Below are 21,518 nucleotides of genomic sequence, written 5' to 3' on the forward strand. Positions count from 1 at the left end.
GTGAAGAAGATTATTTTGGCGGCTGCCGCGTTTGGCATGCTGACCGGAGCCGCATTTTCTCAGGCTCCAAACTTTGACGACCCGGCGGAATTCGCCAAGCAGCGCGACCAGCTGACGGCGGCCTTCAACGGCCCAGCCGACCAGCCCTATCTGCAATATGCTGGCGACTCCATGGCCGATACCGCCTCGTTCAAGAAGGAAGGTCCCTGGACCGTTTGCTTCTCGAATGCCGGCGTCAACAATCCCTGGCGCGTTGTCGGCTATACCGACATGACCGAGGAGGTAAAACTCCATCCGGAAATCGGCACCTTCACCCATGTCGATGCCGAAGGTTCCGACGACAAGCAGATCGCCGATATCGACGACCTGCTTGCGGGCGGCAATTGCAGCGTTCTGATCGTCTCGCCGAACTCCACGGCAGCCCTGACTCCGGCCGTTGAAAAGGCCTGCGCCGCCGGTCTCCCGGTCATCGTTTTCGACCGCGGCGTCACCACCGATTGCCCGGTCACCTTCGTGCACCCGGTTGGCGGCTATGGTTTCGGCATCCAAGCAGCCGAACACATCATCGCCAATGTGCCGGCTGGCGGCAAAGTGCTGATGCTGCGCATCTTGCCCGGCGTCGACGTGCTCGAAACCCGCGCTTCGGGCGCCCGCAACATGTTCAAGGAAGCGGGCCTGACCGTCCTCGGTGAAGAATTCACCGATGGCGACAATGCCAAGACCAAGTCCATCGTTGAGGATTACCTGCAGCGCGGCACGATCGACGCCGTGTGGATGGATGCCGGCGCCACTGCCGTCGCCGCCGTCGAAGCTTTTGAGGACCAGGGCGTCGATGTCCCCGTTGTCACCGGCGAAGACCAGCAGGATTACCTGCAGAAGTGGCGCGACCTTGGCTTCAAGGGTATCGCCCCGACCTACCCGACCTATCAGTGGCGCACCGCCATCATCGCTGCAGTGAACACGCTGAAGGGCGAGCAGGTCCCGAGCCCGGAATGGATCCTGCCCCAGCCGGCCATCACCCAGGACGTGCTCGACCAGTACATCAACGAAAAGATGCCGCCGCTCCACTACGCCATGTGCGGCTGCGAAGACATGCCGAACTATCCCCAGGCCTGGGGCGGCACGGAATAATCTTCCCAACGACGACTGCGGGGCGCCCATGGGCGCCTCTTCTTCGTTTCAACAAGGGGAAGCTCATGAGCATCAAGACAGAACTGCACTGGTCCAAGCCCAAGGGCATGCTGCCCAATTCGCGCTTTCCGCTGCTGGTGCATCGCAATGCCGTGCCGGGCGGCGGCGAAGACGCGGTGATGGAGAGGCTGCGCTCAAACAACTGGCTCAACAACTGGCGCTATCCCGGCATCTATACCTATCCCCATTTCCACTCGACGACGCATGAATGCCTCGGCTGCGCCCGCGGCTGGATGGAGGTCGAGTTCTTCGGCGTGGGCGGGGTAAAAGTACGTGTGGAGGCTGGAGACTTTGTCGTGCTGCCTGCCGGAGTATCGCATTGCATGATCGGTAATTCCGGTGACGTCCAGATGGTCGGCGGCTATCCCGAAGGGCGCGACTGGGACAATGTGCAGGAGGCTAATCTCACCGAAGAGAAGCGCCGCACCGTCGCCAAGCGCATCATGTCTCTGCCCATCCCTGCACGCGACCCCGCTACGGGCGAGCCCATGCACGAATGGATCGACACGCCGTCATCCGTGGACGCAGATCTCAACGATTTTCGCGATGGCCTGGGGGACGGCTGAGGGCTGCATCGAGCCCACAGCATCGCCGAACACTTCCCCTCCGTCGTCATTGCCGGGCTTGTCCCGGCAATCCATCTTGGGGAGGCCTGCCAATCCTGCGGATTGGCATGGACCACCGGGACGAGCCCGGTGGTGACGAGTGGGGATAAATCCGCTTGGACAAAAGGTTCCTGGCAACCGGGCCGTTTGTGAAGGCTTCCCCTTAGCCCCGTCCGGGCCGATAAATCCGTCGTCCGTCGAGTTCGACGATGCCTGTTTTGGGCAGTCTTGCGGAGGTCCTGACGACGAGTTCGCCATTGAGAATGCGGTGTTCGGCTTCGATCTCGCCGCTGGCGATCTGATCCATCAGAATGGCGACTGTGGCTTCAACCATGCGCTTGAGCGGCTGGCTCATCGAGGTGATGCCATAGGAGGTCCAGCGGGCCGGACCGACATCGTCATAGCCGACAATGGAAAGGTCTTCGGGAATGGACAGCCCCAGTTCATGCCGCGCGATGTCCATCACCGCGACGGCCATATGGTCATTGGCCACGAAAATGGCATCGGGACGATCCTCGCGGCTCAACATCTTGCGCGCCGCCGTTTCGGCTTCGGCGCGGTCGTAATTGCCGACTTCGACGATGATGTCGGTATGGCCGGCCGCAGCGAGAGCCTCCTGGTAGCCGCCAAAGCGATCGCGATTGGTCGAGGAGCTTTCAAGACCCGAGATATAGCCGAACCGCTTGTGCCCCCCGGCAATCAGGAACTCGGCAACCCGCCGCCCACCCTCGCGATTGCGCGTCGTCACGCTCGAGACCGCATCGCGCTCGGTGGTGCGGTTGAACAGCACCACCGGAATGCCGGCCGCCGCACATTCTTCGGACAGCTCCGAGGAGAGCGAGGTCGACGCCAGCACAATGCCATCAACACGATATTGCATGAGCTGATCGAAGACCGGATCGCTGTCGCGATCCATGAAGCCGGTGAACAGCAAGAGACGATAGTCTTCCTTGGCGAGAAGCCGGCCCAGCTCTTCGAGCACACCGGGATAGAAGAGGTTTTCCAGATACGCCATCACCACCGCGATCATGCGCGAGCGATTGGTGATCAGCGAGCGGGCAATCGCATTTGGCCGATAGCCCAGCTCCTTGGCGGCAGCCAAAACCTTGGCTCGGGTCTTTGGGGCAATGGAGGCGCCGGGGGTAAAAGTGCGGGAGACAGCCGATTGCGACACGCCGGCGCGGCGCGCGACTTCCGCCGAAGTCACCCCCGGCTTTTTTACTCCGCCGTCCATCCGCCATCCACCAAGAGCGCCGTGCCGGTGATCAGCGCCGCCGCGTCCGAGGCGAGGAAAACCACCGGCCCCATAATATCCTCCACCCGGCCCAAACGCCCCAGCTTGATCTTGGACAGAACCCAGGAGCGGAAGTCGGGATCGCTCAGGTTCTTCGCCGTCAGCTCGGTTTCGATAAAAGTCGGGCAGACTGTGTTGACGCGAATATTGCTGGCGCCAAGCTCGATCGCCATGGCCTTGGTCAGGCCTTCGACGGCATGCTTGCTCGCCGCATAGATGGCGCGGTTCGGTCCGCCGACATGCCCCATTTGCGAAGAGACATTGATGATCGACCCCGCCTGCCCTGCGTCCTGCAGCTTGCCCACCACGGCCTGCGACACGAAAACGGTCGCGGCAAGATTGAGCTGCAGCACCGCCTGATAGTCGGGCTCGGTAATGCCGGCGATGGCACTGTGCCGCGCCGTACCGGCCGAATTGACCAGCACGTGGAAGGGATCGCTGTCGGCGACGAAGGCGCGAACCGCATCAAAGTCCGTGATATCGATGGCAACGCCCTCGGCGGCAAGGCCGATCTCCGCCATTTCGTTGACCACGCGCTCGAGATCGGCAGCGGTGCGCGCTGCCACCGTCACATGCGCTCCCGCCTCGGCCAGGGCTACCGAGGCACCCAGCCCGATCCCGCGCGTGCCGCCGGTAACCAGGGCGCGCTTGCCATCGAGACGAAAACTGGGCGTGCGGGGAAGCGTCATAATTTGGCGGCCTCTGCTGTGGGTGCCGCAGCGGTACCATAGGGCACATTGCGACCGCCATAGCGACGCACGCGGATATTGGCCTGTTCGGCGTGGCCGACAAAACCTTCAAGCATGGAGAGACGCGAGCCATAGGCGCCGATCTTGGCCGAGGCCTCGTCGGTGGTCACCGTCTGCCAGGTGCAGGTTTTCAGGAACTTTCCGACCCAGAGGCCGCCCGTATAGCGCGCCGCCTTCATGGTAGGCAGCGTGTGATTGGTGCCGATAACCTTGTCGCCATAGGCCACATTGGTGCGCGGTCCGAGGAACAGAGCGCCAAAGTTCGTCATGTTGTCCCGGAACCACATGTCCCGATCGGTCATCACCTGCACATGTTCCGAGGCAATGCGGGCGGCTTCGGCCAGCATTTCCTCGTAAGAGTCGCAGACAATAACCTCACCGAAATCGGTCCATGATTTGCGGGCGATATCGGCTGTCGGCAGGATGGCGAGAATGCGTTCGATCTCCGCCATGGTATCGCGTGCCAGCTTTTCCGAATTCGTAAGAAGGATCGCCGGGCTCGTTGGCCCATGCTCTGCCTGCCCCAGAAGATCGGTGGCGCAGAGTTCGCCGTCGACCGTTTCGTCGGCAATCACCAGCGTCTCGGTTGGGCCGGCAAAGAGGTCGATACCGACGCGACCATAAAGCTGGCGCTTGGCTTCCGCGACAAAGGCATTGCCGGGGCCGACAAGCATGTCGACCGGGCTGATGCTCTCGGTGCCAATCGCCATGGCGCCGATCGCCTGGATGCCACCCAGGACGTAAATCTCATCCGCACCCGCCATGGCCTGGGCCGCGACGATGGCCGGCGCCGGCTTGCCATTAAAGGGCGGCGCACAGGTGATGACGCGCGGGCAACCAGCGACCTTGGCGGTGAGAACCGACATATGGGCCGAGGCCAGCAGCGGATATTTCCCGCCCGGCACATAGCAGCCCACCGCATTGATCGGCACGTGCTTATGGCCCAGTGTCACGCCCGGCATGGTCTCGACCTCAAGCGCAAGCATCGTGTCCTTCTGCTTCTGGGCAAAGTTGCGCACTTGGGTCTGGGCGAACTCGATGTCGTGCAGGTCCTGACCGGTCAATTGCGCGAAGCAATCGTCGATTTCTTTCTGGCTCAGCCGGAAATCCGCGCGATCCCACTTGTCGAATTTTTGCGACAGCTCCCGCACGGCCTCGTCGCCGCGCTTCTCGATATCGCCGAGAATTCCCTCGACTGTCGCGCGAACCTGGCGATCCGCCTCGGCCCGCTCTTCGACATCCTTACCGCGCTTGAGCCAAACTGCCATGGATCGATCCTCCTGATGACGTACGCATATTTTTGCATACGCATTCATTATGGCAATCCAACGATATGAGCTAGTAAGACTTTTGGTTTGATCATTTAAATGCGAATTTTATGCATGCGCATTCATTAGCACGTGTGACGCAGACGTCCAGGATATGCCAATCTGATGCCCTTTGCCGTCAACACGCCCTTAGCCTGTGGCGGCGTGACGGTCATGTCCGGGAACATCATCGTGGCCGATGACGATGGCGCGGTCTGCGTCCCGGCTGCGCGGGCCGCCGAGGTTATCCAGCGATAAGCCAACGAATGGGAAGACTTTTCGCGCATGAAGCTCAAGCAGGGCGCGCCGTTGCAGCGCTATTATCCTCTGCATCAGCATGCGCGCGGCGAATATGAGGAATGGCGCAGGACCAATCCGGTTGGATAATCGGCCAGAATACTGGCAGCGGACCTATCGGCCCGCCTTCAACAGTTCGGCTGCTTTTTCGGCGATCATGATGACGGGGCTGGCGGTGTTGCCTGAGACAATGTGGGGCATGATGGAAGCGTCGATGATGCGGAGACCCTCGCAGCCATTGAGGCGGAGGTCGGGGGTGACTACGGCTTCGGCGTCCACGCCCATACGGCAGGTGCCGACGGGGTGAAAGATGGTCGTGGCGATGTCGCCGATGCTGTGGAGGAGATCGGCTTCGCTTTCGACCTTTGGGCCGGGCAGGATTTCCTCGGGGCGATAACGCTGGAGCGCCTTGGCCGTCATGATGCGGCGGGCCTGCTGCACCGAGCGGACGGCGACCTGGCGGTCGTGGTCGGCGGACAGGTAGTTGGGGCGAATATCGGGCTGGATCTGCGAGTCAGTGCTCGTGATGTGCACGCTGCCGGTACTGTGCGGGCGCAGGTTGCAGACCGATACCGTGATGGCCGGGAAGTCATGCAGCGGCTCGCCCAGGCGGTTCGTCGAGAGCGGCTGGACGTGATATTCGAGGTCAGGCGTGTCGAGCGCGGCGTCGGACTTGGTGAACATGCCGAATTGGCTAGGTGCCATGGACATGGGGCCGCTGCGCATCAGCGCATATTGGAGGCCGATCTGCGCTTTGCCCAGGGGACTGTGGAATAGCGTATTGAGGGTACGGGCGCCCGTGACGCGATAGACGGTGCGGATCTGCAAATGATCCTGCAGGTTCTCGCCGACGCCGCTCATGGCGTATTGCACGGGAATGCCGTGGGCCTGCAGGACGTCCGGGCGACCGATACCGGAAAGCTCAAGCAGCTTTGGGGAATTGATGGCGCCGGCAGCGAGAAGGACTTCGCGCCCTGCCCTTGCCTCGTGGAGCTGCCCGCCTTGACGGAAGCGAACGCCAGTGAAGCGGCGACCTTCGAGGATCAGCGATTGTGTCTCGGCCTTGGTGATAAGGCGGAGATTGGGGCGCTTCAGGGCCGGGCGCAAAAAGCCACGCGCGGTGTTCCAGCGGCGACCGCCGGCTTGGTTGACCTCGAAGAGGCCAGAACCTTCATTGTTGCCATCGTTGAAATCGGCGCGCGGCAGAATGCCGAATTCTTCGGCGCCCTTTTGCACGGCTTCGAGAATGTCCCAGCGCAGGCGCTGGCGGGACACTTTCCATTCGCCGCCAGAACCATGAAGGTCGGATTCGCCACCATGGTGGTCTTCGGATTTGCGGAAATAGGGCAAGACGTCATCCCAGCCCCAGCCGACATTGCCGGCCTGACGCCAGCGATCATAGTCGGCGGCCTGGCCGCGCATGTAGATCATGCCATTGACCGAGGTGCAGCCGCCTAAAACCTTGCCGCGGGGATAGACCAGCGAGCGGCCATTGAGGCCGGGCTCGGCGGCGGTTTTCATCATCCAGTCGGTGCGGGGATTGCCGATGCAATAGAGGTAACCCACCGGGATATTGACCCAGTGGTAGTTGTCGCTGCCGCCGGCTTCGAGGAGGAGCACGCGGTTGCGCGGGTCCTCCGTCAGGCGGTTGGCGAGCACGCAGCCCGCCGTGCCCGCGCCGACGATGATGTAGTCATATTGGCCGTCAATCTGCATGCGGGGGCTCCGCAGCCGCGAGGGCGCGCCATGCGGTCTGGCTGGCTGCATTGAGCGCGGTCCAGGCCTCGTAGCGCCGGTCATAATGGCGGCGCATGGGAGCCTGCGGCTTATAGGTTTTTACCGGCCGCGTCATTTCGGCGGCGGCGGTGATTTCGTCGGGATAGATGCCGACGCCAATGGCGGCCACCATGGCGGCGCCGAGCGCGCCGGTTTCGCGCGCTTCAGCGACGGTGACGGGAACGCCGAGGCCATCGGCGAACATTTGCGGCCAATGGGGCGAGCGGGCGCCGCCACCCGACAGCACGGCCTGCGACAGGCCGACCCCGGCATCGGCGAGGACACCAATATGGCGGCGGTGTTCGAACATGACGCCCTCGAAAAGCGCGCGCAGCATATGGCCTTCGCCATGCCAGCCGGCAAGGCCGAAGAAGCCGCCGCGATAATGCGCGCCGAGCCGGCCGCCATAGATGAAGGGCTGGAACAGCGGATCATCGGGCGAAGGCGTGGTCTCGCCCACGAGCGCGTTGACGAGGCCGAAGGGGTCGTCGTGATGGTGGCCGCGCTCGATGAGGGTGCGGACATACCATTCGAGATTGGCCGCCGAAGTGGCGCTGTTTTCCATATTGGCGTAGCGCGAGGGGCCATAGGCGGCGACCATGAAGACGCGGTCGTCATGCACCGGGGTATCGGAAAAGACCTGGTTGATCGACCAACTCCCGGCAACGACCGAGGCAGAGCCCGGAAGAGCGGCGCCCGAGCCCATGGCGGAGGCGACGACATCGAAGAGACCGGCGACGACGGGCGTTCCGGTGGCGAGGCCGGTCGCAGCGGCGGCATCCGGGGTGACGGTGCCGACGATGGCGCTCGGCTGGTGCAGCGCGGGGAGAAGGTGACGGGAGTCTTCTAGGCCGTAGAGACGGAGAAGCTCGTCGTCGTACTCGGCCTCGGGCAAGCGCAGGAGGCCGGCGCCGGACATGTCGGAAATATCGGTGGCAAGCGTGCCAGTCAGGTGCCACGTGAGCACGTCCTTGGCATACAGCAAGGTGCCAGCCTGGGCGTAGATTTCGGGGCGGTTCTGCTTGAGCCAGGCAAGAAGCATCGGGGTCTGCGAGGGCCAGGGGCGCTGCAGGCAGATGGCGTGGAGCGCGGCGCCGACGGCCTCGTCGGTCGCGGCGGCGAGCACGGCGGCGCGGCTATCGAGGGACTGGATGCCGAGGAGCGGCTGATTGGCGCGATCGAGGAGATAGAGGCCATTGCCGTGGCCGGCCGTACCAATGGCGGCGATGTCGGCCGGATTGATCCCGGCCGTCTCGATGCAGCGGGCGATGGCGATCTGAGCATTGGCCCAGAGTTCGCCGACGGAGCGCTCCACCATGCCGGCGGCGGGCTTGTGGGTGGCGCCATCGAGCCCATGGGCGGCGATCTGGCGGCCGCTCAGGTCGAAGAGTACCGCCTTAATGACGGTGTTTCCGGCGTCGAGGCCGAGGAGGTAGCGTTGCGGATTAGCCATTGTACACGTCCCAGGCTTGCTCGCCGCTGGCGCCCTGATGAATGATCGCCATCAGGGCGGATACGACCGCGCGCGGATTGGCATGCTGATAGATATTGCGCCCATAGACCATGCCCTTGGCGCCCTGCCCCATCAAGCGGGCTGATTTGGCGAGCACGGCCTTAAGGTCCTCTTTGCCGCCGCCGCGCACCAGAACCGGCACGCGGGCGGCTTCGACGACGCGATGAAAATCGTCGGGATTGTCGGTGGGGTCGGCCTTGATGATGTCGGCGCCCATTTCGGCGGCGAGGCGCACGAGGGTGACGATCTTTTCCGCATCGCCATCGACTTGATAGCCGCCCCTTATGTCATTGGGGAGCATGACGAGGGGTTCGATCATGAGGGGCATGCCGTATTTGTGGCAATCGGCGCGCACGCGGCTGATATTGGCGACGCACTGGCGGAAGAGTTCGGGCTCGTCCGGCAGCATGAAGAGATTGACCACAACGCAGGCGGCATCCATTTCGAGCGCGCCGATAATGGGTTCGTCGTGGTTCTGCAGCATGGACCACATAACCTTGTGGCGCTGGGCATTATAGGGATTGCCCATGTCGATGCGCATGACGAGGGCTGGCTTGTCCTTGCCCGGGCGAGATTGCAAGAGGTCGGCTTGGCCATAGGCCATCTGGATGGCGTCGGGTTCCGCGTCGACTAGGGCGTCAACCACGCCGGCCATGTCTTCGAGGCCCTGTAGAAAGCTCGGTTCGTTGCAGACGCCGTGGTCGATGGCGACGTCGAGGCAGCCGCCATTGGCAAAGAGTCGGTTCATTCGGGCCTTGCCGCTCACGCGCATGGCTGGTTCCTTTCGTCGGTCCTCAGCGCCAGCATTTCTGCGGTGACGCCGTGATAGGTTGCGAGTTCGTTGGTGAGCCGGGCGATCTGCGCGGCGGTTTCGGTGGCGCTCCAGCCGAGTTCGGCGGCGGCGATGGCGGCGATGGCAGCGATGCGGCCGGATGAAATGGCGCCGGTGATGGCGAGAGGCAGGCGGCGGAGCACGAGATCGGCGAGATCGGCGACGTGTTCGTGGCAGGTGAGGAAGGCGATCTCGGCTGAGGTCAGCGTCGTGCCGGGGTCCAGCGGTTCGTCGTCAGTGCGGGCGCGACAGAAGGCGAGGACGTCTTCTGCTCGGGAGCCGTAGAGGTCGACGAGGCGGTTGGCGCGATCCGTGGTGATGTTGTGGTGCGAAGTCAGGCGCTGGACGAAGTCAGTCGCGTCCTTGGGGAAGTTTTCTCCGCCGCCGATCGGAAGGGCGAGAGTGTCGGTGAGACGCTCCTGGCCGAGAGCTTCCAGAACCGCATCGGCGGTCTGTTCGGCGAAGGCGCGGAACGTGGTCCACTTGCCGCCGACCATGCAGAATTGCGGTACGTCGCCATCGATGCGGTGGACGAAATGACCGCGGGAGATGCGGCCGGTGAATTGCTGGTCGCTGCGCGGTAGCGGGCGGATGCCGCTAAAACTGAAGACGACCTGCTCGGAGGTGATTGTCAGCGTCGGGAAAACGCCGCGCAGGGCGCCGATGATGTAGTCGCGCTCTTCGTCCGTGCAGGCGACGCGCTCGGCGCTGTCGACGCGGATGTCGGTGGCGCCGGCGAGGACCCGGCCGAGATAGGGGAAGACGATGCAGACGCGGCCGTCTTCGTTCTCAAAGAAGATCATGTGGCCGCCCAGCGCTTCGAAAAGTACTGGGTTATCGAGCACAATGTGGGAGCCCTTGGTGCCGGAGACGAAGTTTTCGTGGTCCTTCTTCGCTGCGCCGAGGGCGACAAGGGACTCGTCGAGCCAGGCGCCGGTTGCGTTGACCATGGCGCGGGCGGAGACGGGAAAGCGGCGGTTGGTCAGCTTGTCGAGAAGGACATAGCCGCCGTTTTCTGGAACCAGTTCGGCATAGTTTAGCGCGATGCTTTCCGCCGCCAGACGCTTGGTATCGAGCACGAGTTCGAGGGCCAAGCGTTCGGGGTAGCTGATCCAGGCGTCGTAATAGGTGGCGGAATAGGTGAGGCGCGGCATGAGCTTGGGCCAGGTCTTGAACGTTTCGGCGGCATTGCGGAAACGATGCGGCGGCAGGACGCGGCGGTTGCGCGTGGTCCAATCGTAGAGCCAGAGGCCGATCTTGATCGGCACGGCGCCTCGCGGAGCCGGCCGGCCGGAAAAACCGAGGAAACTCGCCGCGCCATTGAGAAGGCCGGAAAAGAGCGAGGTGATCGGGACAGTGGTCGGCAATGGCCGCACCATGTGGGGGGCGTTGGCGAGCAGGGCATCACGCTCGCGGAGGGATTCGCGGACGAGGGAAAATTCGCCGTTTTCGAGATAGCGAAGACCGCCGTGGATCATGCGCGAGGGGGCAGCGCTGCAGCCGGAAGCAAAATCGTTGCGCTCGACGAGGAGGACGCGCAGACCCTGCAGGGCCAGCTCGCGGAAGACGCCGATGCCGTTGATGCCGCCACCAACGACGATGACGTCGAAGGCGCCATCGGCACCGATCTGTTCGAAACTGTCGCGTCGTTGTTGAGACAATAGAGTACCCCTCGCTGTCTCGCGACAGCGTTGAAAAGTTCGGTTCTTCGGGTTCGATCAGGCGTCGAGCTGGACGAGTTGCCGGGCGACGGCCTCGCTGATGATGGTGATTTCGTCCGAGCTCAGGTCAATTTCGGCGGCCCCGGCATTTTCGCGGGCTTGGCTGACATTGCGCGCGCCGCAAAGGGCAAAGGTGATGCCGGGCTGCCTGATGGTCCAGGCGATGACGACTTGTGACGGCGTGGCGCCATGGGCAGCGGCGATGGGGGCGATGTCGGCCATCAGTCGTCCGACCTTTTCGCGATTGCCGAGGGAAAAATGCGGGTCGGTGCGACGCTGGTCGTCGCCCGAAAATTCGCGATCGGGGCCGACTTTGCCGGTAAGAAGGCCACGCGACAGCGAGGAATAACTGAGGACCGAGACGCCGTTCTCACGACAAAGCGGCAACAGCGTACTCTCGATACCGCGGCGGGCCATGGAGTATTCCTCCTGGATCGCATCGAGCGCGCCGGTGGCGATATAGGCCTTAAGGTCGGCTTCCGAGACATTGCTGGCGCCGATGGAGCCGATCTTGCCCTGCTGCTTGAGCTCGACAAGGGCATCCATGGTTTCGGCGATTGGGGTCGTCGGGTCCTGCCAATGGGTGATGTAGTGATCGATGTGATCGGTGCCTAGGCGGAGGAGGCTCTGTTCTACCTCGTAGAAAATGGCGTCGCGACCGAGATAGCGGTGTACGGGCTTGCCATCATAATCGAAGAAGTGGTGGCCCTTGGTGGTGTGCCAGACGAGGCCGCACTTGGTGGCGAGCACGACTTTGTCGCGGCGGCCTTTTATGGCGCGGCCAACCAGCTCTTCGGCAAGACCCTGACCATAGGCGGGGGCCGTATCGATCAGGGTAATTCCGGCGTCGATGGAAGCCTGGATGGCGGCGATGGATTCGGATTCTTCCGTACCGCCCCACATCCAGCCGCCAATGGCCCAGGTGCCAAGGCCGATGGCCGAAGCTTTTATGCCGGAGGCGCCGATCTGGCGGGTCTGAGCATCAGGCGACATTCTGCTTACTTTCCATCTTGTCGAGCACGCCGGCCGCGGTTTCTTCGTCGAGCACGAGCGAATTGAGGTAGTGGCCGCGCAGCGCCGCGCGGATCGGCAGGACCTTTTCGGCACCGGCCGCAACGCCGATGACCTTTGGGCATCCGGCGAGATCGGCGGGGGACAGGGCCACGAGGCGTGAATTGAGGGCGTAGTCGGCGACCTCGCCGTTTTCGCCGATGAGATGGGCAAGGAATTCGGCGACGACGCCGCTCTTGGTCAGGCGTTCGCGGTCGGCGGTGGAGTCTGGGTGAAGGTCGTAGTAGCTCGACCCCGGCGTCTGGATGGAGCCGATGCCGACAAGGGCAATGGCGGCCTTGCGGGCGAGCTGGAAGGCTTCCTTGACCGAGCCCAGGTCCATCAACATGTCGCGCTGCTCGACGCTTTCGGCAAAGAGCGGCGCGTGGACGAGATGGGTGCTGCCTCCCAGACGTTCCGCAAGGCGCGAGGCCAGGTGGTTGACGTCGGTATAGTATTTGCCCTGCACGCCGCCGGTGAGCGGCACGACGGTGACGTCAAAGGTCCGTTCAGGGTCGAGGTTGTCGACCACGGCGCTGACCGCCTTGCCGCCCGTGATGGCGATGACGTCGCCGTCACGCAGCGATTCCAGCAACTGATTGGCGGCGGCGCGGCCAACCTGTTTCAGCGTCGTGTCGAGATTGCCTGAGACCGTGGGGGTGACCACGGCATTGGCGAGGCCAGCGGCCTGGACCAGCAGGCGTTCGATTTCGACGAGCCGCTGGAAGGGCGACTCGATCTCGATCCGCACCATGCCCTGCTTGCGCCCTTGGGCGATCAGCCGGTTGACCTTGGAGGTCGACAGGTTCAGCGCCTCGGCAATGTCGGACTGCTTATGGCCCTCGAGAAAGTGCATCACGAGCACGGTGTAAATCTGGCGCGTTGCTTCGAAGTCGCTGTTTTCGGTCATCTCGTCACCCAGTCGCCTGAACATGGATCACCTACGCCGCTTGCTGAGATAGTGGTCGATGGTCACGGCCGCGAGCAGGATCGATCCTCGAATAATGTCCTGCCAGTAGACCGATACGTCGAGCAAGGCGAGCGAGCTGGAAACCACCGAAAGCAGAATCGTCCCGAGGATGGCGCCGAAGATGGTGCCTGAACCACCGGAGAGGCTTGCTCCGCCGATCACCGCTGCGGCGATGACATTGAGCTCCATGCCGACGCCAAAGGTGGGCTGGGCCGAACCGAAGCGGGCCATGTAGATGACCCCGGCAAAGCCGCAGAGGGCGGAACAGAGCGTCGTCGTAAGGAAGATCACCTTCTTGGTGCGGATGCCGGAATAGGCGGCCGCCTTCTCGTTGCTGCCGGTGTAAAAAACCTTCCGGAACATGGTGGTGCGGCGCAGCATGAAGTCGAAGGCGACAACGACGACCACGAAGATTACGATGACGACCGGAATGACGCCGATCGAGCCCTGGCCGATGAACTTGAACTCGGGTGGTAGCGTGAAGAGGCCGAGCGGCCGGCCACCGGTGCCGAGGAGACAGGCGCCGCGGGCAATCACCATGGCGGCGAGCGACACGATGAAGTGGTGCAAACCGACCTTGGTAACGAAGAAGCCCATGAGCGCGCCGATGGCGGTGCAGGCGAGAATGGCGATCAGCGAGGCCGTCCAGGGGTCGACGCCGTTGAGGAACAGGAGGCCTGCGATGACCATGGCGAGAGCTGTGACCGAGCCGACCGAGAGGTCGATGCCGCCGGAGATGAGCAGGATGGTCATGCCGACCACCACGATGCCCTCCACGGCGAAAGCCATGGCCATGGCCCGCATGTTTTCCCAGGTGAGGAAGTAGGGCGAGGCGAACGACATCGCGGCGAAGAGCGCCAGGATGATCAGGATCAGCCCGATCTCGCGCATGCCGGCGAGGCGTTTCCAGCCTGAGCCGGACGTCTTGCCTGTTTCGGCCGCTATGGTCTGAGTGGTCATGGTCTTGCTCCCCCGGCCCGCGCCCGTTCGGCGTCTATTGAGGCCAGATACATGATATTCTGTTCGGTCATGGCGTCGCCCGAGACCTCGCCATTGATGCGGCCTTCGCGCACCACGAGGACGCGATCACAGACGCCGATCAATTCGGGCAGTTCGGACGAGATGACCACGATGCCGACCCCGGCATTGGCGAGGTCACGCAGGATGCGGTGAATTTCGAGCTTGGCGCCGACATCGACGCCGCGTGTCGGCTCATCGAGGAAGATCACTTTCGGGTTGACCGAAAGCATCTTGGCGATGGCGACCTTCTGCTGGTTGCCGCCGGACAGGGCGGAGACAGGCTGGCCGACATGGCCGCATTTGAGATTGAGGCGGCGACCGAGATCGCTGGCCTGCAGGTTTTCGCGGCGCTGATCGATAATGCCGCCCTTGCTAACGAGGCCAAGGCGCAGGGCCGAGACATTGGCGGCGATGGACATATCGAGGAAAAGGCCGTCGCCCTTGCGGTCCTCGGAGAGATAGACCAGCCCTTCCCTGATGCTCTGCTGATAGCGGCGAGCATCGAGCGGCTTGCCTTCGAGGCGCACCGTGCCGGTGGCGGTTTCGTCGATGCGGCAGATGCCTTTGATGATTTCGCTGCGGCCGGCGCCGATGAGGCCACCAAGACCAAGGATTTCGCCACGGCGGAGGGTGAAGCTGACATCGGAAAAGAGGCCGGGGCTCGAAAGGTTCTCGACTTCGAGGATGGCCGGCGCCGAGAGACTGTCGCCCTGGAATTTTGCGGGATAGCGATTGTCCACCACGCGGCCAACCATGGCGTTGACAATATCGGTTGGCGTGGTTTCGGCCACATTATGGGTGACCACATATTGCCCATCGCGGAACACCGAGACCCGATCGCAATGGCCAAAAATTTCGGCCATGCGGTGGGAGATATAGATGATGGCGATGCCTTGCTCGGCTAGGCGATGCATGATGGCGAAGAGGACCGTGGCTTCCTTTTCGGTCAGCGCGGCCGTGGGTTCGTCGAGGATCAGCACGCGGCAATCGAGCGTCAGCGCCTTGGCGATCTCAACCAACTGCTGCTGGGAGATCGAGAGGCTGCGCACGAGCGTAGAGGGATCGATATCACCCAGGCCGGACAGGATGTCGGCGGCGCGACCGTTGAGACCGGCATAGTCGACGAGGAGCGACCGGCTCGCATTGGTCGCAGCCATAAAGATGTTTTCGGCGACGGTGATATCAGGGCAAAGCGCGATTTCCTGATGCACGAGGCCGATGCCGAGGCGCTGGGCCGCGGCGGGCGAGGATATACGCACCGGGCGACCGTCGAGATGGATCTCGCCGCTATCGGGCTGCAGAATGCCATCGATGATGTTCATCAGCGTCGATTTGCCAGCGCCGTTCTCGCCAGCCAGCGCATGGATTTCCCCGCGCCGCAGCTCGAACTGCACATCGCGCAGGGCCTGGATTGCACCAAAGGCCTTGCTGAGATGGCTCACCTTGAGAATGACATCGGACATGGTCGGCACTCGCGTTACACCGGGTGCCCGCGCCGAACCCCATGGTCCGGCGCAGGCAGTTCGTCGGAGGATCAGTTGGGATCGCGGCCTTCCATGTAGACGCCGAGGTCGAAGGAGTCGGCGTTTTCCTTGGTGATCACGGCAAAGCCGTTGTCCACGAAGGGGATCTGCATGGGGTTGTAGCCAGAGACCTTGTAGTCGTTGAACGGATCGAACATGTCCGAATGGGCTGCCATGAAGGTGGCGACAAAGCCCATAAAGCCCTGGATACCCTGGTTGGGATTGAGGGCCATGTGGATATTGCCGGCCTTGATGTGTTCGAGCGTCGTCGGGGTGACGTCGGCGTGCATGATCAGCACGTCAGCCTTGGCCTCGAGCACCGCGGCAACGGCGCCTTCGGCAGAACCCGCTTCGGGGATCCACATGGCGTCGAGTTCGGGATTGGCCTGCAGGATGGAAGCGGTGGCACGATAGGCCGCGTTGCTATCCTGGTTGGTGGCCTGACGGCCGACCAGTTCCATGTTCGGATAGTTCTCTTCCATGTAGGCGATAAAGGCGGTCACGCGCAGGTCGTGATTGCTCTGGCCGGGGTTTTCGAGCACTGCATACTGGCCGGCATCGCCCACCTGCTTGACGATTTCTTCAGCGGCGAACTTTGCCTCGGTGACATTGTCCGAAGTGATATAGGCGGTGCGGTTCGAATTGGGCGAGTCAGCCGCGAAGGTCACGATCTCGACGCCGCCCTCGATGGCGCGGTTGATCGGCTCGATGAACGGGTCCGACTGCATCGGGTGCAGCAGGATGCCCGCCGGCTTCTTGATCAGGTCCTGTTCGAACGAGGCGATCTGCTTGGCGATGTCATAGTCGGGCGTGCCCGAAAACACCGTCTCGCAGCCCATGGCCTCGGCGGCCTGCTTGAAACCCTGGTAGACCGGCACCCAATAGGGGTGGGCCGAAACCATCACGTTCATGACGTAGGTTTCGCCCGGCTCACACTGAAAACCGGCCTGGGCATAGCCCGTCACTGCCCCGCCAAGGCTCACGCCGACCAGCAAAGCCACGCTCAGCGCGCTCTTGTTCATACGCATTCGATCTCCTCCTCAGGACATTGCCGACCTCCCGCCAGCAATTTTTCCCATGCGTTGATATTTCTTCCAACACCCCATCGATAGCGGACGATTTTGGTCGCCGTCAAGCGACTTGAGCAATTTTTCCTTAACTGAAATTTATTTCAGAACGAGCCACGATGGAAGAGTGAAAACTCGCGGGCGAGCGGAATGGGCGCCCCTCCCAGCGGCGGGGTTCCGGAGGCATTTCGTGAAGCTGACCAGCTGTCAGGCGGCGAAAATCGCGCGGTCGCGGGCGACGAGTTCGGTCAGAAAATCCGAGACGATGGCGACACGGCGGGAGCCGCGCAGGTCTTCGTGCCAGACGGTCCAATAGGACCGGGTGAGACTGTGTTCCGGCAGGACGGGGACGAGATCGGGCGAACGGCGGGCCATGAAAGTGTGGAGGATGCCGATTCCGGCGCCGGAGCGGACCGCTTCGGTCTGGCCCATGGCCGAGGAGACCGCGATGGTTGAGCGCCATTCCTTGTGGAACTCGGCCGTGTAGTCCAGCGAGGCGGAGAAGAGCAGGTCTTCCACATAGCCCACGAGACGGTGCTGCTTGAGGTCGTCGAGGGATTCGGGACCGCCATATCGGGAAAGATAATCGGGGGAAGCATAGAGGCCGAGGGCATAGTCGGTGAGCTTGCGGGCGATCAGTCGCCCTTCCCTCGGGCGTTCCATGGTCACGGCGATGTCGGCCTCGCGGCGAGAGAGCGAGAAGGTCCGCGGCACGGGAACGAGCTCGATGCGCAGCTGGGGATGGCGCTCGGATAGTTCGTGAAGACGCGGGGCGAGGAAGGCGACGCCAAAGCCGTCCGGGGCGCCGATACGCACCGTGCCCTCGGCGGCACTATCGGCACCGGTGAGGCCGCGTGCGGCAAGACCAGCGCTTTCCATGGCTTCGGCATGGACCAAAAACTTTTCGCCATAGGGGGTCAGCTCAGCACCCTGGGTATGGCGGCGGAGGAGCACGCTGCCCAAGTCGGTCTCGAGGGCTGTGAGGCGGCGGGCCACTGTCGCGTGATTGAGGCCCAGTGTCCTGGAGGCGGCCAGAATTTGGCCGTGGCGGACGACCGAGAGAAAGATGCGCACGTCGTCCCAGTTCATTGACTACACTTTCTGCACAACAGATGCGAAGTTTCTGGCGTTGATGTGCGCTGATCATATTGCGAAAGCTGCCTGATACCAAGGAGGTCAGCATGCGCAGGATTGGTCATTTCATCGACGGCGTCGAAACAGAGGGTAAAGCCCCAGATTTCCAGGATGTTTTCAACCCGGCGACCGGCGAAGTGCAGGCGCAGGTGGCGCTGGCGAGTGCTGCAGATCTTGAGGCCGCCGTGGCCTCGGCCGCAGCAGCGCAGCCGAAATGGGCGGCGACCAATCCACAGCGCCGGGCGCGTGTCTTTTTCAACTTTGTCGGACTGATCAACCAGCACATGGACGAGCTTGCCGCGCTGCTCTCGAGTGAGCACGGCAAGACCATTGATGACGCCAAGGGCGATATTCAGCGCGGGCTGGAAGTGGCCGAGTTCGTGGCCGGGGCGCCGCATCTCCTCAAGGGCGAATTCACCGACGGCGCCGGTCCGGGGATCGACATGTATTCGATGCGCCAGGCGGTGGGCATTGGCGCGGGGATTACCCCGTTCAACTTTCCGGCGATGATCCCGCTCTGGATGCTCTCGCCGGCCATCGCCGCGGGCAATGCCTTTATCCTGAAGCCGTCAGAGCGCGATCCCTCCGTGCCCGTGCGGCTGGCACAATTGGCCATCGAGGCGGGCCTGCCCAAGGGCATTCTCAACGTGGTGCACGGCGGCAAGGACGTCGTCGACCGCATTCTCGCCCATGAGAAAATCGAGGCCATCAGCTTTGTCGGGTCGACCCCAATTGCCCGCTATGTCTATGGAACGGCGGCGGCGCAGGGTAAGCGCGTGCAGGCCTTTGGCGGGGCCAAGAACCACATGGTCATCATGCCCGATGCCGATATGGAAAAGGCGGCCGATGCGCTGATCGGGGCCGGCTATGGCTCGGCCGGCGAGCGCTGCATGGCGATTTCCGTGGCGGTTCCTGTCGGTGCTGAAACGGCGGACCGGATTGTCGCTGCGCTCAAGCCCCGCGTCGAAAAGCTCAAGGTCGGGCCGGCCAGCGACAAGGCTTCGGAGATGGGGCCGGTGATCACCAAGGCGAGCCAGGACCGGATCAAGGGGCTGATTTCGAACGGTATTAGCCAGGGCGCAGAATTGGTGCTGGATGGGCGCGACTTCTCCCTGCAGGGCTATGAGAATGGCTACTTCGTCGGGCCAACGCTGTTCGATCGCGTCACGCCAGACATGGACATCTACAAGGAAGAGATCTTTGGGCCGGTGCTGAGCGTCGTGCGTAGCAAGACCTATGACGAGGCCCTGCAGCTGGTGATGGACAATCCCTATGGCAATGGGACGGCCATCTTTACTCGCGATGGCGACGCGGCACGTGATTTCGCGGCGCGTATCAATGTGGGCATGGTGGGCGTCAATGTGCCGGTGCCGGTTCCCCTCGCCTATCACAGCTTTGGCGGATGGAAGGCCAGCGCCTTTGGCGACCTCAACCAGCACGGCATGGATTCGATAAAGTTCTGGACCCGGACCAAGACTGTGACGGCGCGTTGGCCGAGCGGCATCAAGGACGGCGCCGAATTACAGATGCCGACCATGGCCTGAAGCGCCATTCTCACATGAAACAGCGGTAATTGTGTAACGCTTGAAGGGTTCCATGTGATGGTATAGCGCGGTGCGCCTCAGGCGCGCCGCGATCGCTGACTGTTCGGAAATAGGAAAACAATGCGGCATATCTACTCGACGCTGGGCAAGCTGAGTTCCGAACAGCTGGGGATGATCCTCCCGCACGAGCATGTCTTCGTCGATCTGAGGACGCCGACAAACCCGGCTATGCACAAGCCGAAGCCGCAGACGTCCTAGGCAGAGCCGGACTTCGAACTCCACCGCACCGTCGCCGCCCGCGGCGCGTGGATCGAATACGACAATATCGGCTCCGTTCCCATCGAGGAAAGCGCTGACCTCGTCATGCGTGCGCTGGACGCTGGCCTCGCCACTCAACTGTTGATCAGCCACGACCGCGGCTGGTACGATCCGGCCCAACCCAATGGCGGCGTGCCCAAACCCTATACCGTTGTCATTACCGAGCTAATTCCCCTGCTCAGGACGCGCGGCATATCGGAAGACACCATTGTCCAACTCTTCCACCGTAACCCGTTCAATGCCTTTTCCCGCCCATAGGCGTCGCTAGATCTTTTGTTCTCGATCACGCTCAACCACGGAAAGCTTCGTGTACCTCGATCGACATCGGCCCGTCCGCACCGAGCGCGAAATCAACCGCCAATCGAAATATAAAGGGATAGAGCGCCCGGTCTCTGGTCGTCGACCAATTCCATCCGGCAACTGGCTTCGTGCTGTTGCCGCCGCCAGCTATCGTCGTCCGTTTGCCAGATAAATTCGCCGGCTTCATCATGGCGCAACGAGGTCAGCTCTGCGCCAAAAGGCGAAATCGAACTCGACTAGGCGCCAGCGCGAAGCCGAATGTTACTCGCCACCATGTCTTGATTTGACCTCACGTCGATGGACACCATTCGACAACTGACTCCGCCGGATGGCTGGAACAGCCGACCGCTACTAGGCCTTGCCCCGCTCCACGGGGCGATGATTCTGCAGGGTGGTCCAGCTCAGGACCGTTCCGATCGCAGCGAGGACAGCCGTTGCGTAGCAAATGACCGCGAAAGCGTGGTCTGTCGCGGCGACACGCGCTGTTTCAATTGCGCTGGGGGTAGCGGCGTCATCGACGATACCAAAGGCAACGGCCTCCGGTGGGGCGTTGAGTTTGAAGACCGCAAGTGCGAGACCACCCATGGCCGCGATGGCAACGAGGCCCGCAATGCGAGCGACGGCATTATTGATGGCGGACGCTGTTCCGGTCTCTCCATCCTCGACCGATCCCATCACCGCTGTCGAGATCGGCCCGGCTATAGCGCTCATGCCGATGCCGAACAGGGTCATCAGCGGCGCGATGCCCAACCAGACTTGATGCAAATGCACGGTGAGACCCAGGCCGATAAAGCAGAGCGTGACCAACAGGCCGCCTGTCGCGATCACCGGCCCGGGCCCGAACCGGTCGGTCAGTTTGCCGGCTGGCGGCGAGAGCACCGTGAGCACTATGCCGAATGGCAGCATAGCGATGGCCACTTCGGCCGGCGATATGCGCCATCCGGCGATCATCACCATGGGGAGGTAAAAAAGAACCGCGGAGAGACCGAAATAGATGAGAAAGGTTACAGCCTGTGCCCCTGAAAATCGGCGATCGGCAAAGAGCGTGAGCGGCAGCATGGGTGCTGTGACCCTGGCCTCCCAAACGAGGAAGACAGCAAGCATTGCAAAGCCGGCGCCCAGATATGCCCAGAACCAGCTAGAGGCATCGATGAAGGCCCAAGAGATAAGCAACAGGGTCACGGTCGCCAGCGCGGCACCGAAGAAATCGAGCGGCTTACGCGCGAGATTAGCTTTGCCCGGTATGCCCAAGAGGAGCGCCAAGGCCAGTGCTCCCAGCGGCAGATTGATAGCGAAGACCCAGCGCC

At 62.5% G+C, this 21,518-nt stretch carries 18 protein-coding genes and 2 pseudogenes; 6 read left to right on the forward strand and 14 right to left on the reverse strand.

The annotated features are described in order from the left end of the window. A complete protein-coding gene (locus J7557_RS13525; RefSeq protein ID WP_291420580.1) occupies positions 1-1,131 on the forward strand; it encodes a substrate-binding domain-containing protein in 1,131 nt (376 codons plus the stop codon). A 65-nt stretch (positions 1,132-1,196) separates the two neighbouring features. Further along, on the forward strand, positions 1,197-1,757 hold the full coding sequence (locus J7557_RS13530) for a cupin domain-containing protein (RefSeq protein ID WP_291420581.1): 561 nt from the start codon (positions 1,197-1,199) through the stop codon (positions 1,755-1,757). 202 nt (positions 1,758-1,959) lie between these two features. Here J7557_RS13530 and J7557_RS13535 read toward each other — a convergent pair whose 3' ends face one another. The 3 genes from J7557_RS13535 to hisD are packed head-to-tail and all read right to left on the reverse strand — an operon-like array spanning position 1,960 to position 5,107. Then, entirely contained in the window at positions 1,960-3,030 is a 1,071-nt protein-coding gene (locus tag J7557_RS13535) for a LacI family DNA-binding transcriptional regulator (protein WP_291420582.1), read from the reverse strand. Continuing rightward, positions 3,015-3,779, reverse strand: coding sequence for an SDR family oxidoreductase (locus J7557_RS13540; protein WP_291420583.1), 765 nt, complete (start codon positions 3,777-3,779; stop codon positions 3,015-3,017). Before J7557_RS13540 ends, J7557_RS13535 begins: the two co-directional genes overlap by 16 nt. Next, positions 3,776-5,107, reverse strand: a complete 1,332-nt coding sequence (gene hisD, locus J7557_RS13545) for a histidinol dehydrogenase (RefSeq protein WP_291420584.1) — start codon at positions 5,105-5,107, stop codon at positions 3,776-3,778. Before hisD ends, J7557_RS13540 begins: the two co-directional genes overlap by 4 nt. A gap of 159 nt (positions 5,108-5,266) precedes the next feature. Here hisD and J7557_RS13550 point away from each other — a divergent pair. Beyond that, positions 5,267-5,533: pseudogene (locus J7557_RS13550) on the forward strand (ribonuclease activity regulator RraA); the annotation flags it as partial. Positions 5,534-5,557: 24 nt separating this feature from the next. Here the strand turns inward: J7557_RS13550 and J7557_RS13555 are convergent. The 10 genes from J7557_RS13555 to J7557_RS13600 form a co-directional block, all read right to left on the reverse strand. Continuing rightward, the gene (locus J7557_RS13555) at positions 5,558-7,159 is read right to left on the reverse strand and encodes a GMC family oxidoreductase (protein WP_291420585.1); all 1,602 of its coding nucleotides are present in this window, start codon (positions 7,157-7,159) and stop codon (positions 5,558-5,560) included. Beyond that, on the reverse strand, positions 7,149-8,672 hold the full coding sequence (locus J7557_RS13560) for an FGGY-family carbohydrate kinase (RefSeq protein WP_291420586.1): 1,524 nt from the start codon (positions 8,670-8,672) through the stop codon (positions 7,149-7,151). The genes J7557_RS13555 and J7557_RS13560 overlap by 11 nt, the downstream gene beginning before the upstream one ends. Then, positions 8,665-9,504, reverse strand: a complete 840-nt coding sequence (locus J7557_RS13565; RefSeq protein ID WP_291420587.1) for an aldolase — start codon at positions 9,502-9,504, stop codon at positions 8,665-8,667. The genes J7557_RS13560 and J7557_RS13565 overlap by 8 nt, the downstream gene beginning before the upstream one ends. Continuing rightward, positions 9,495-11,225, reverse strand: a complete 1,731-nt coding sequence (locus tag J7557_RS13570) for a glycerol-3-phosphate dehydrogenase/oxidase (protein ID WP_291420588.1) — start codon at positions 11,223-11,225, stop codon at positions 9,495-9,497. The genes J7557_RS13565 and J7557_RS13570 overlap by 10 nt, the downstream gene beginning before the upstream one ends. 57 nt (positions 11,226-11,282) lie before the next feature. After that, complete coding sequence (locus J7557_RS13575; protein WP_291420589.1) at positions 11,283-12,278, reverse strand: aldo/keto reductase; 996 nt, start codon at positions 12,276-12,278, stop codon at positions 11,283-11,285. Further along, a complete protein-coding gene (locus J7557_RS13580) occupies positions 12,268-13,245 on the reverse strand; it encodes a sugar-binding transcriptional regulator (protein ID WP_291420590.1) in 978 nt (325 codons plus the stop codon). The genes J7557_RS13575 and J7557_RS13580 overlap by 11 nt, the downstream gene beginning before the upstream one ends. 27 nt (positions 13,246-13,272) lie before the next feature. Next, on the reverse strand, positions 13,273-14,196 hold the full coding sequence (locus J7557_RS13585) for an ABC transporter permease (RefSeq protein WP_035081953.1): 924 nt from the start codon (positions 14,194-14,196) through the stop codon (positions 13,273-13,275). Between the two features lie 65 nt (positions 14,197-14,261). Next, entirely contained in the window at positions 14,262-15,788 is a 1,527-nt protein-coding gene (locus tag J7557_RS13590; RefSeq protein ID WP_291420591.1) for a sugar ABC transporter ATP-binding protein, read from the reverse strand. Positions 15,789-15,859: 71 nt separating this feature from the next. Continuing rightward, positions 15,860-16,876 carry a substrate-binding domain-containing protein gene (locus tag J7557_RS13595; protein ID WP_291420592.1) on the reverse strand — a complete coding sequence of 339 codons (1,017 nt, stop codon included), beginning with the start codon at positions 16,874-16,876 and terminating at the stop codon, positions 15,860-15,862. A gap of 246 nt (positions 16,877-17,122) precedes the next feature. After that, positions 17,123-18,004, reverse strand: a complete 882-nt coding sequence (locus J7557_RS13600) for a LysR family transcriptional regulator (RefSeq protein ID WP_291420593.1) — start codon at positions 18,002-18,004, stop codon at positions 17,123-17,125. Between the two features lie 92 nt (positions 18,005-18,096). Between J7557_RS13600 and J7557_RS13605 the strand changes: the two genes are divergently transcribed. From J7557_RS13605 to J7557_RS13615, 3 genes and pseudogenes are all read left to right on the forward strand, one after another. After that, on the forward strand, positions 18,097-19,593 hold the full coding sequence (locus tag J7557_RS13605) for a CoA-acylating methylmalonate-semialdehyde dehydrogenase (protein ID WP_291420594.1): 1,497 nt from the start codon (positions 18,097-18,099) through the stop codon (positions 19,591-19,593). Positions 19,594-19,713: 120 nt separating this feature from the next. Next, positions 19,714-19,851, forward strand: a complete 138-nt coding sequence (locus tag J7557_RS13610; RefSeq protein WP_291420595.1) for a hypothetical protein — start codon at positions 19,714-19,716, stop codon at positions 19,849-19,851. A 42-nt stretch (positions 19,852-19,893) separates the two neighbouring features. Next, a pseudogene (locus J7557_RS13615) lies at positions 19,894-20,169 on the forward strand (esterase); the annotation flags it as partial. Between the two features lie 393 nt (positions 20,170-20,562). On the opposite strand, the gene J7557_RS13620 reads toward J7557_RS13615, so the two are convergent. After that, entirely contained in the window at positions 20,563-21,474 is a 912-nt protein-coding gene (locus J7557_RS13620; protein ID WP_367272897.1) for an MFS transporter, read from the reverse strand. Between the last annotated feature and the right edge of the window lie 44 nt (positions 21,475-21,518).

The organism is Devosia sp., from assembly GCF_017744655.1.
GTDB lineage: Bacteria > Pseudomonadota > Alphaproteobacteria > Rhizobiales > Devosiaceae > Devosia.

What these genes read in the sequence shown, in the direction of transcription:
- J7557_RS13530 (WP_291420581.1), top strand. Translation starts at nt 1,197, where the DNA reads ATGAGCATCAAGACAGAACTGCACTGGTCCAAGCCCAAGGGCATGCTG.
- J7557_RS13535 (WP_291420582.1), bottom strand. Translation starts at nt 3,030, where the DNA reads ATGGACGGCGGAGTAAAAAAGCCGGGGGTGACTTCGGCGGAAGTCGCG.
- J7557_RS13540 (WP_291420583.1), bottom strand. Translation starts at nt 3,779, where the DNA reads ATGACGCTTCCCCGCACGCCCAGTTTTCGTCTCGATGGCAAGCGCGCC.
- hisD (WP_291420584.1), bottom strand. Translation starts at nt 5,107, where the DNA reads ATGGCAGTTTGGCTCAAGCGCGGTAAGGATGTCGAAGAGCGGGCCGAG.
- J7557_RS13555 (WP_291420585.1), bottom strand. Translation starts at nt 7,159, where the DNA reads ATGCAGATTGACGGCCAATATGACTACATCATCGTCGGCGCGGGCACG.
- J7557_RS13560 (WP_291420586.1), bottom strand. Translation starts at nt 8,672, where the DNA reads ATGGCTAATCCGCAACGCTACCTCCTCGGCCTCGACGCCGGAAACACC.
- J7557_RS13565 (WP_291420587.1), bottom strand. Translation starts at nt 9,504, where the DNA reads ATGCGCGTGAGCGGCAAGGCCCGAATGAACCGACTCTTTGCCAATGGC.
- J7557_RS13575 (WP_291420589.1), bottom strand. Translation starts at nt 12,278, where the DNA reads ATGTCGCCTGATGCTCAGACCCGCCAGATCGGCGCCTCCGGCATAAAA.
- J7557_RS13580 (WP_291420590.1), bottom strand. Translation starts at nt 13,245, where the DNA reads ATGACCGAAAACAGCGACTTCGAAGCAACGCGCCAGATTTACACCGTG.
- J7557_RS13585 (WP_035081953.1), bottom strand. Translation starts at nt 14,196, where the DNA reads ATGCGCGAGATCGGGCTGATCCTGATCATCCTGGCGCTCTTCGCCGCG.
- J7557_RS13590 (WP_291420591.1), bottom strand. Translation starts at nt 15,788, where the DNA reads ATGTCCGATGTCATTCTCAAGGTGAGCCATCTCAGCAAGGCCTTTGGT.
- J7557_RS13595 (WP_291420592.1), bottom strand. Translation starts at nt 16,876, where the DNA reads ATGCGTATGAACAAGAGCGCGCTGAGCGTGGCTTTGCTGGTCGGCGTG.
- J7557_RS13600 (WP_291420593.1), bottom strand. Translation starts at nt 18,004, where the DNA reads ATGAACTGGGACGACGTGCGCATCTTTCTCTCGGTCGTCCGCCACGGC.
- J7557_RS13605 (WP_291420594.1), top strand. Translation starts at nt 18,097, where the DNA reads ATGCGCAGGATTGGTCATTTCATCGACGGCGTCGAAACAGAGGGTAAA.
- J7557_RS13610 (WP_291420595.1), top strand. Translation starts at nt 19,714, where the DNA reads ATGCGGCATATCTACTCGACGCTGGGCAAGCTGAGTTCCGAACAGCTG.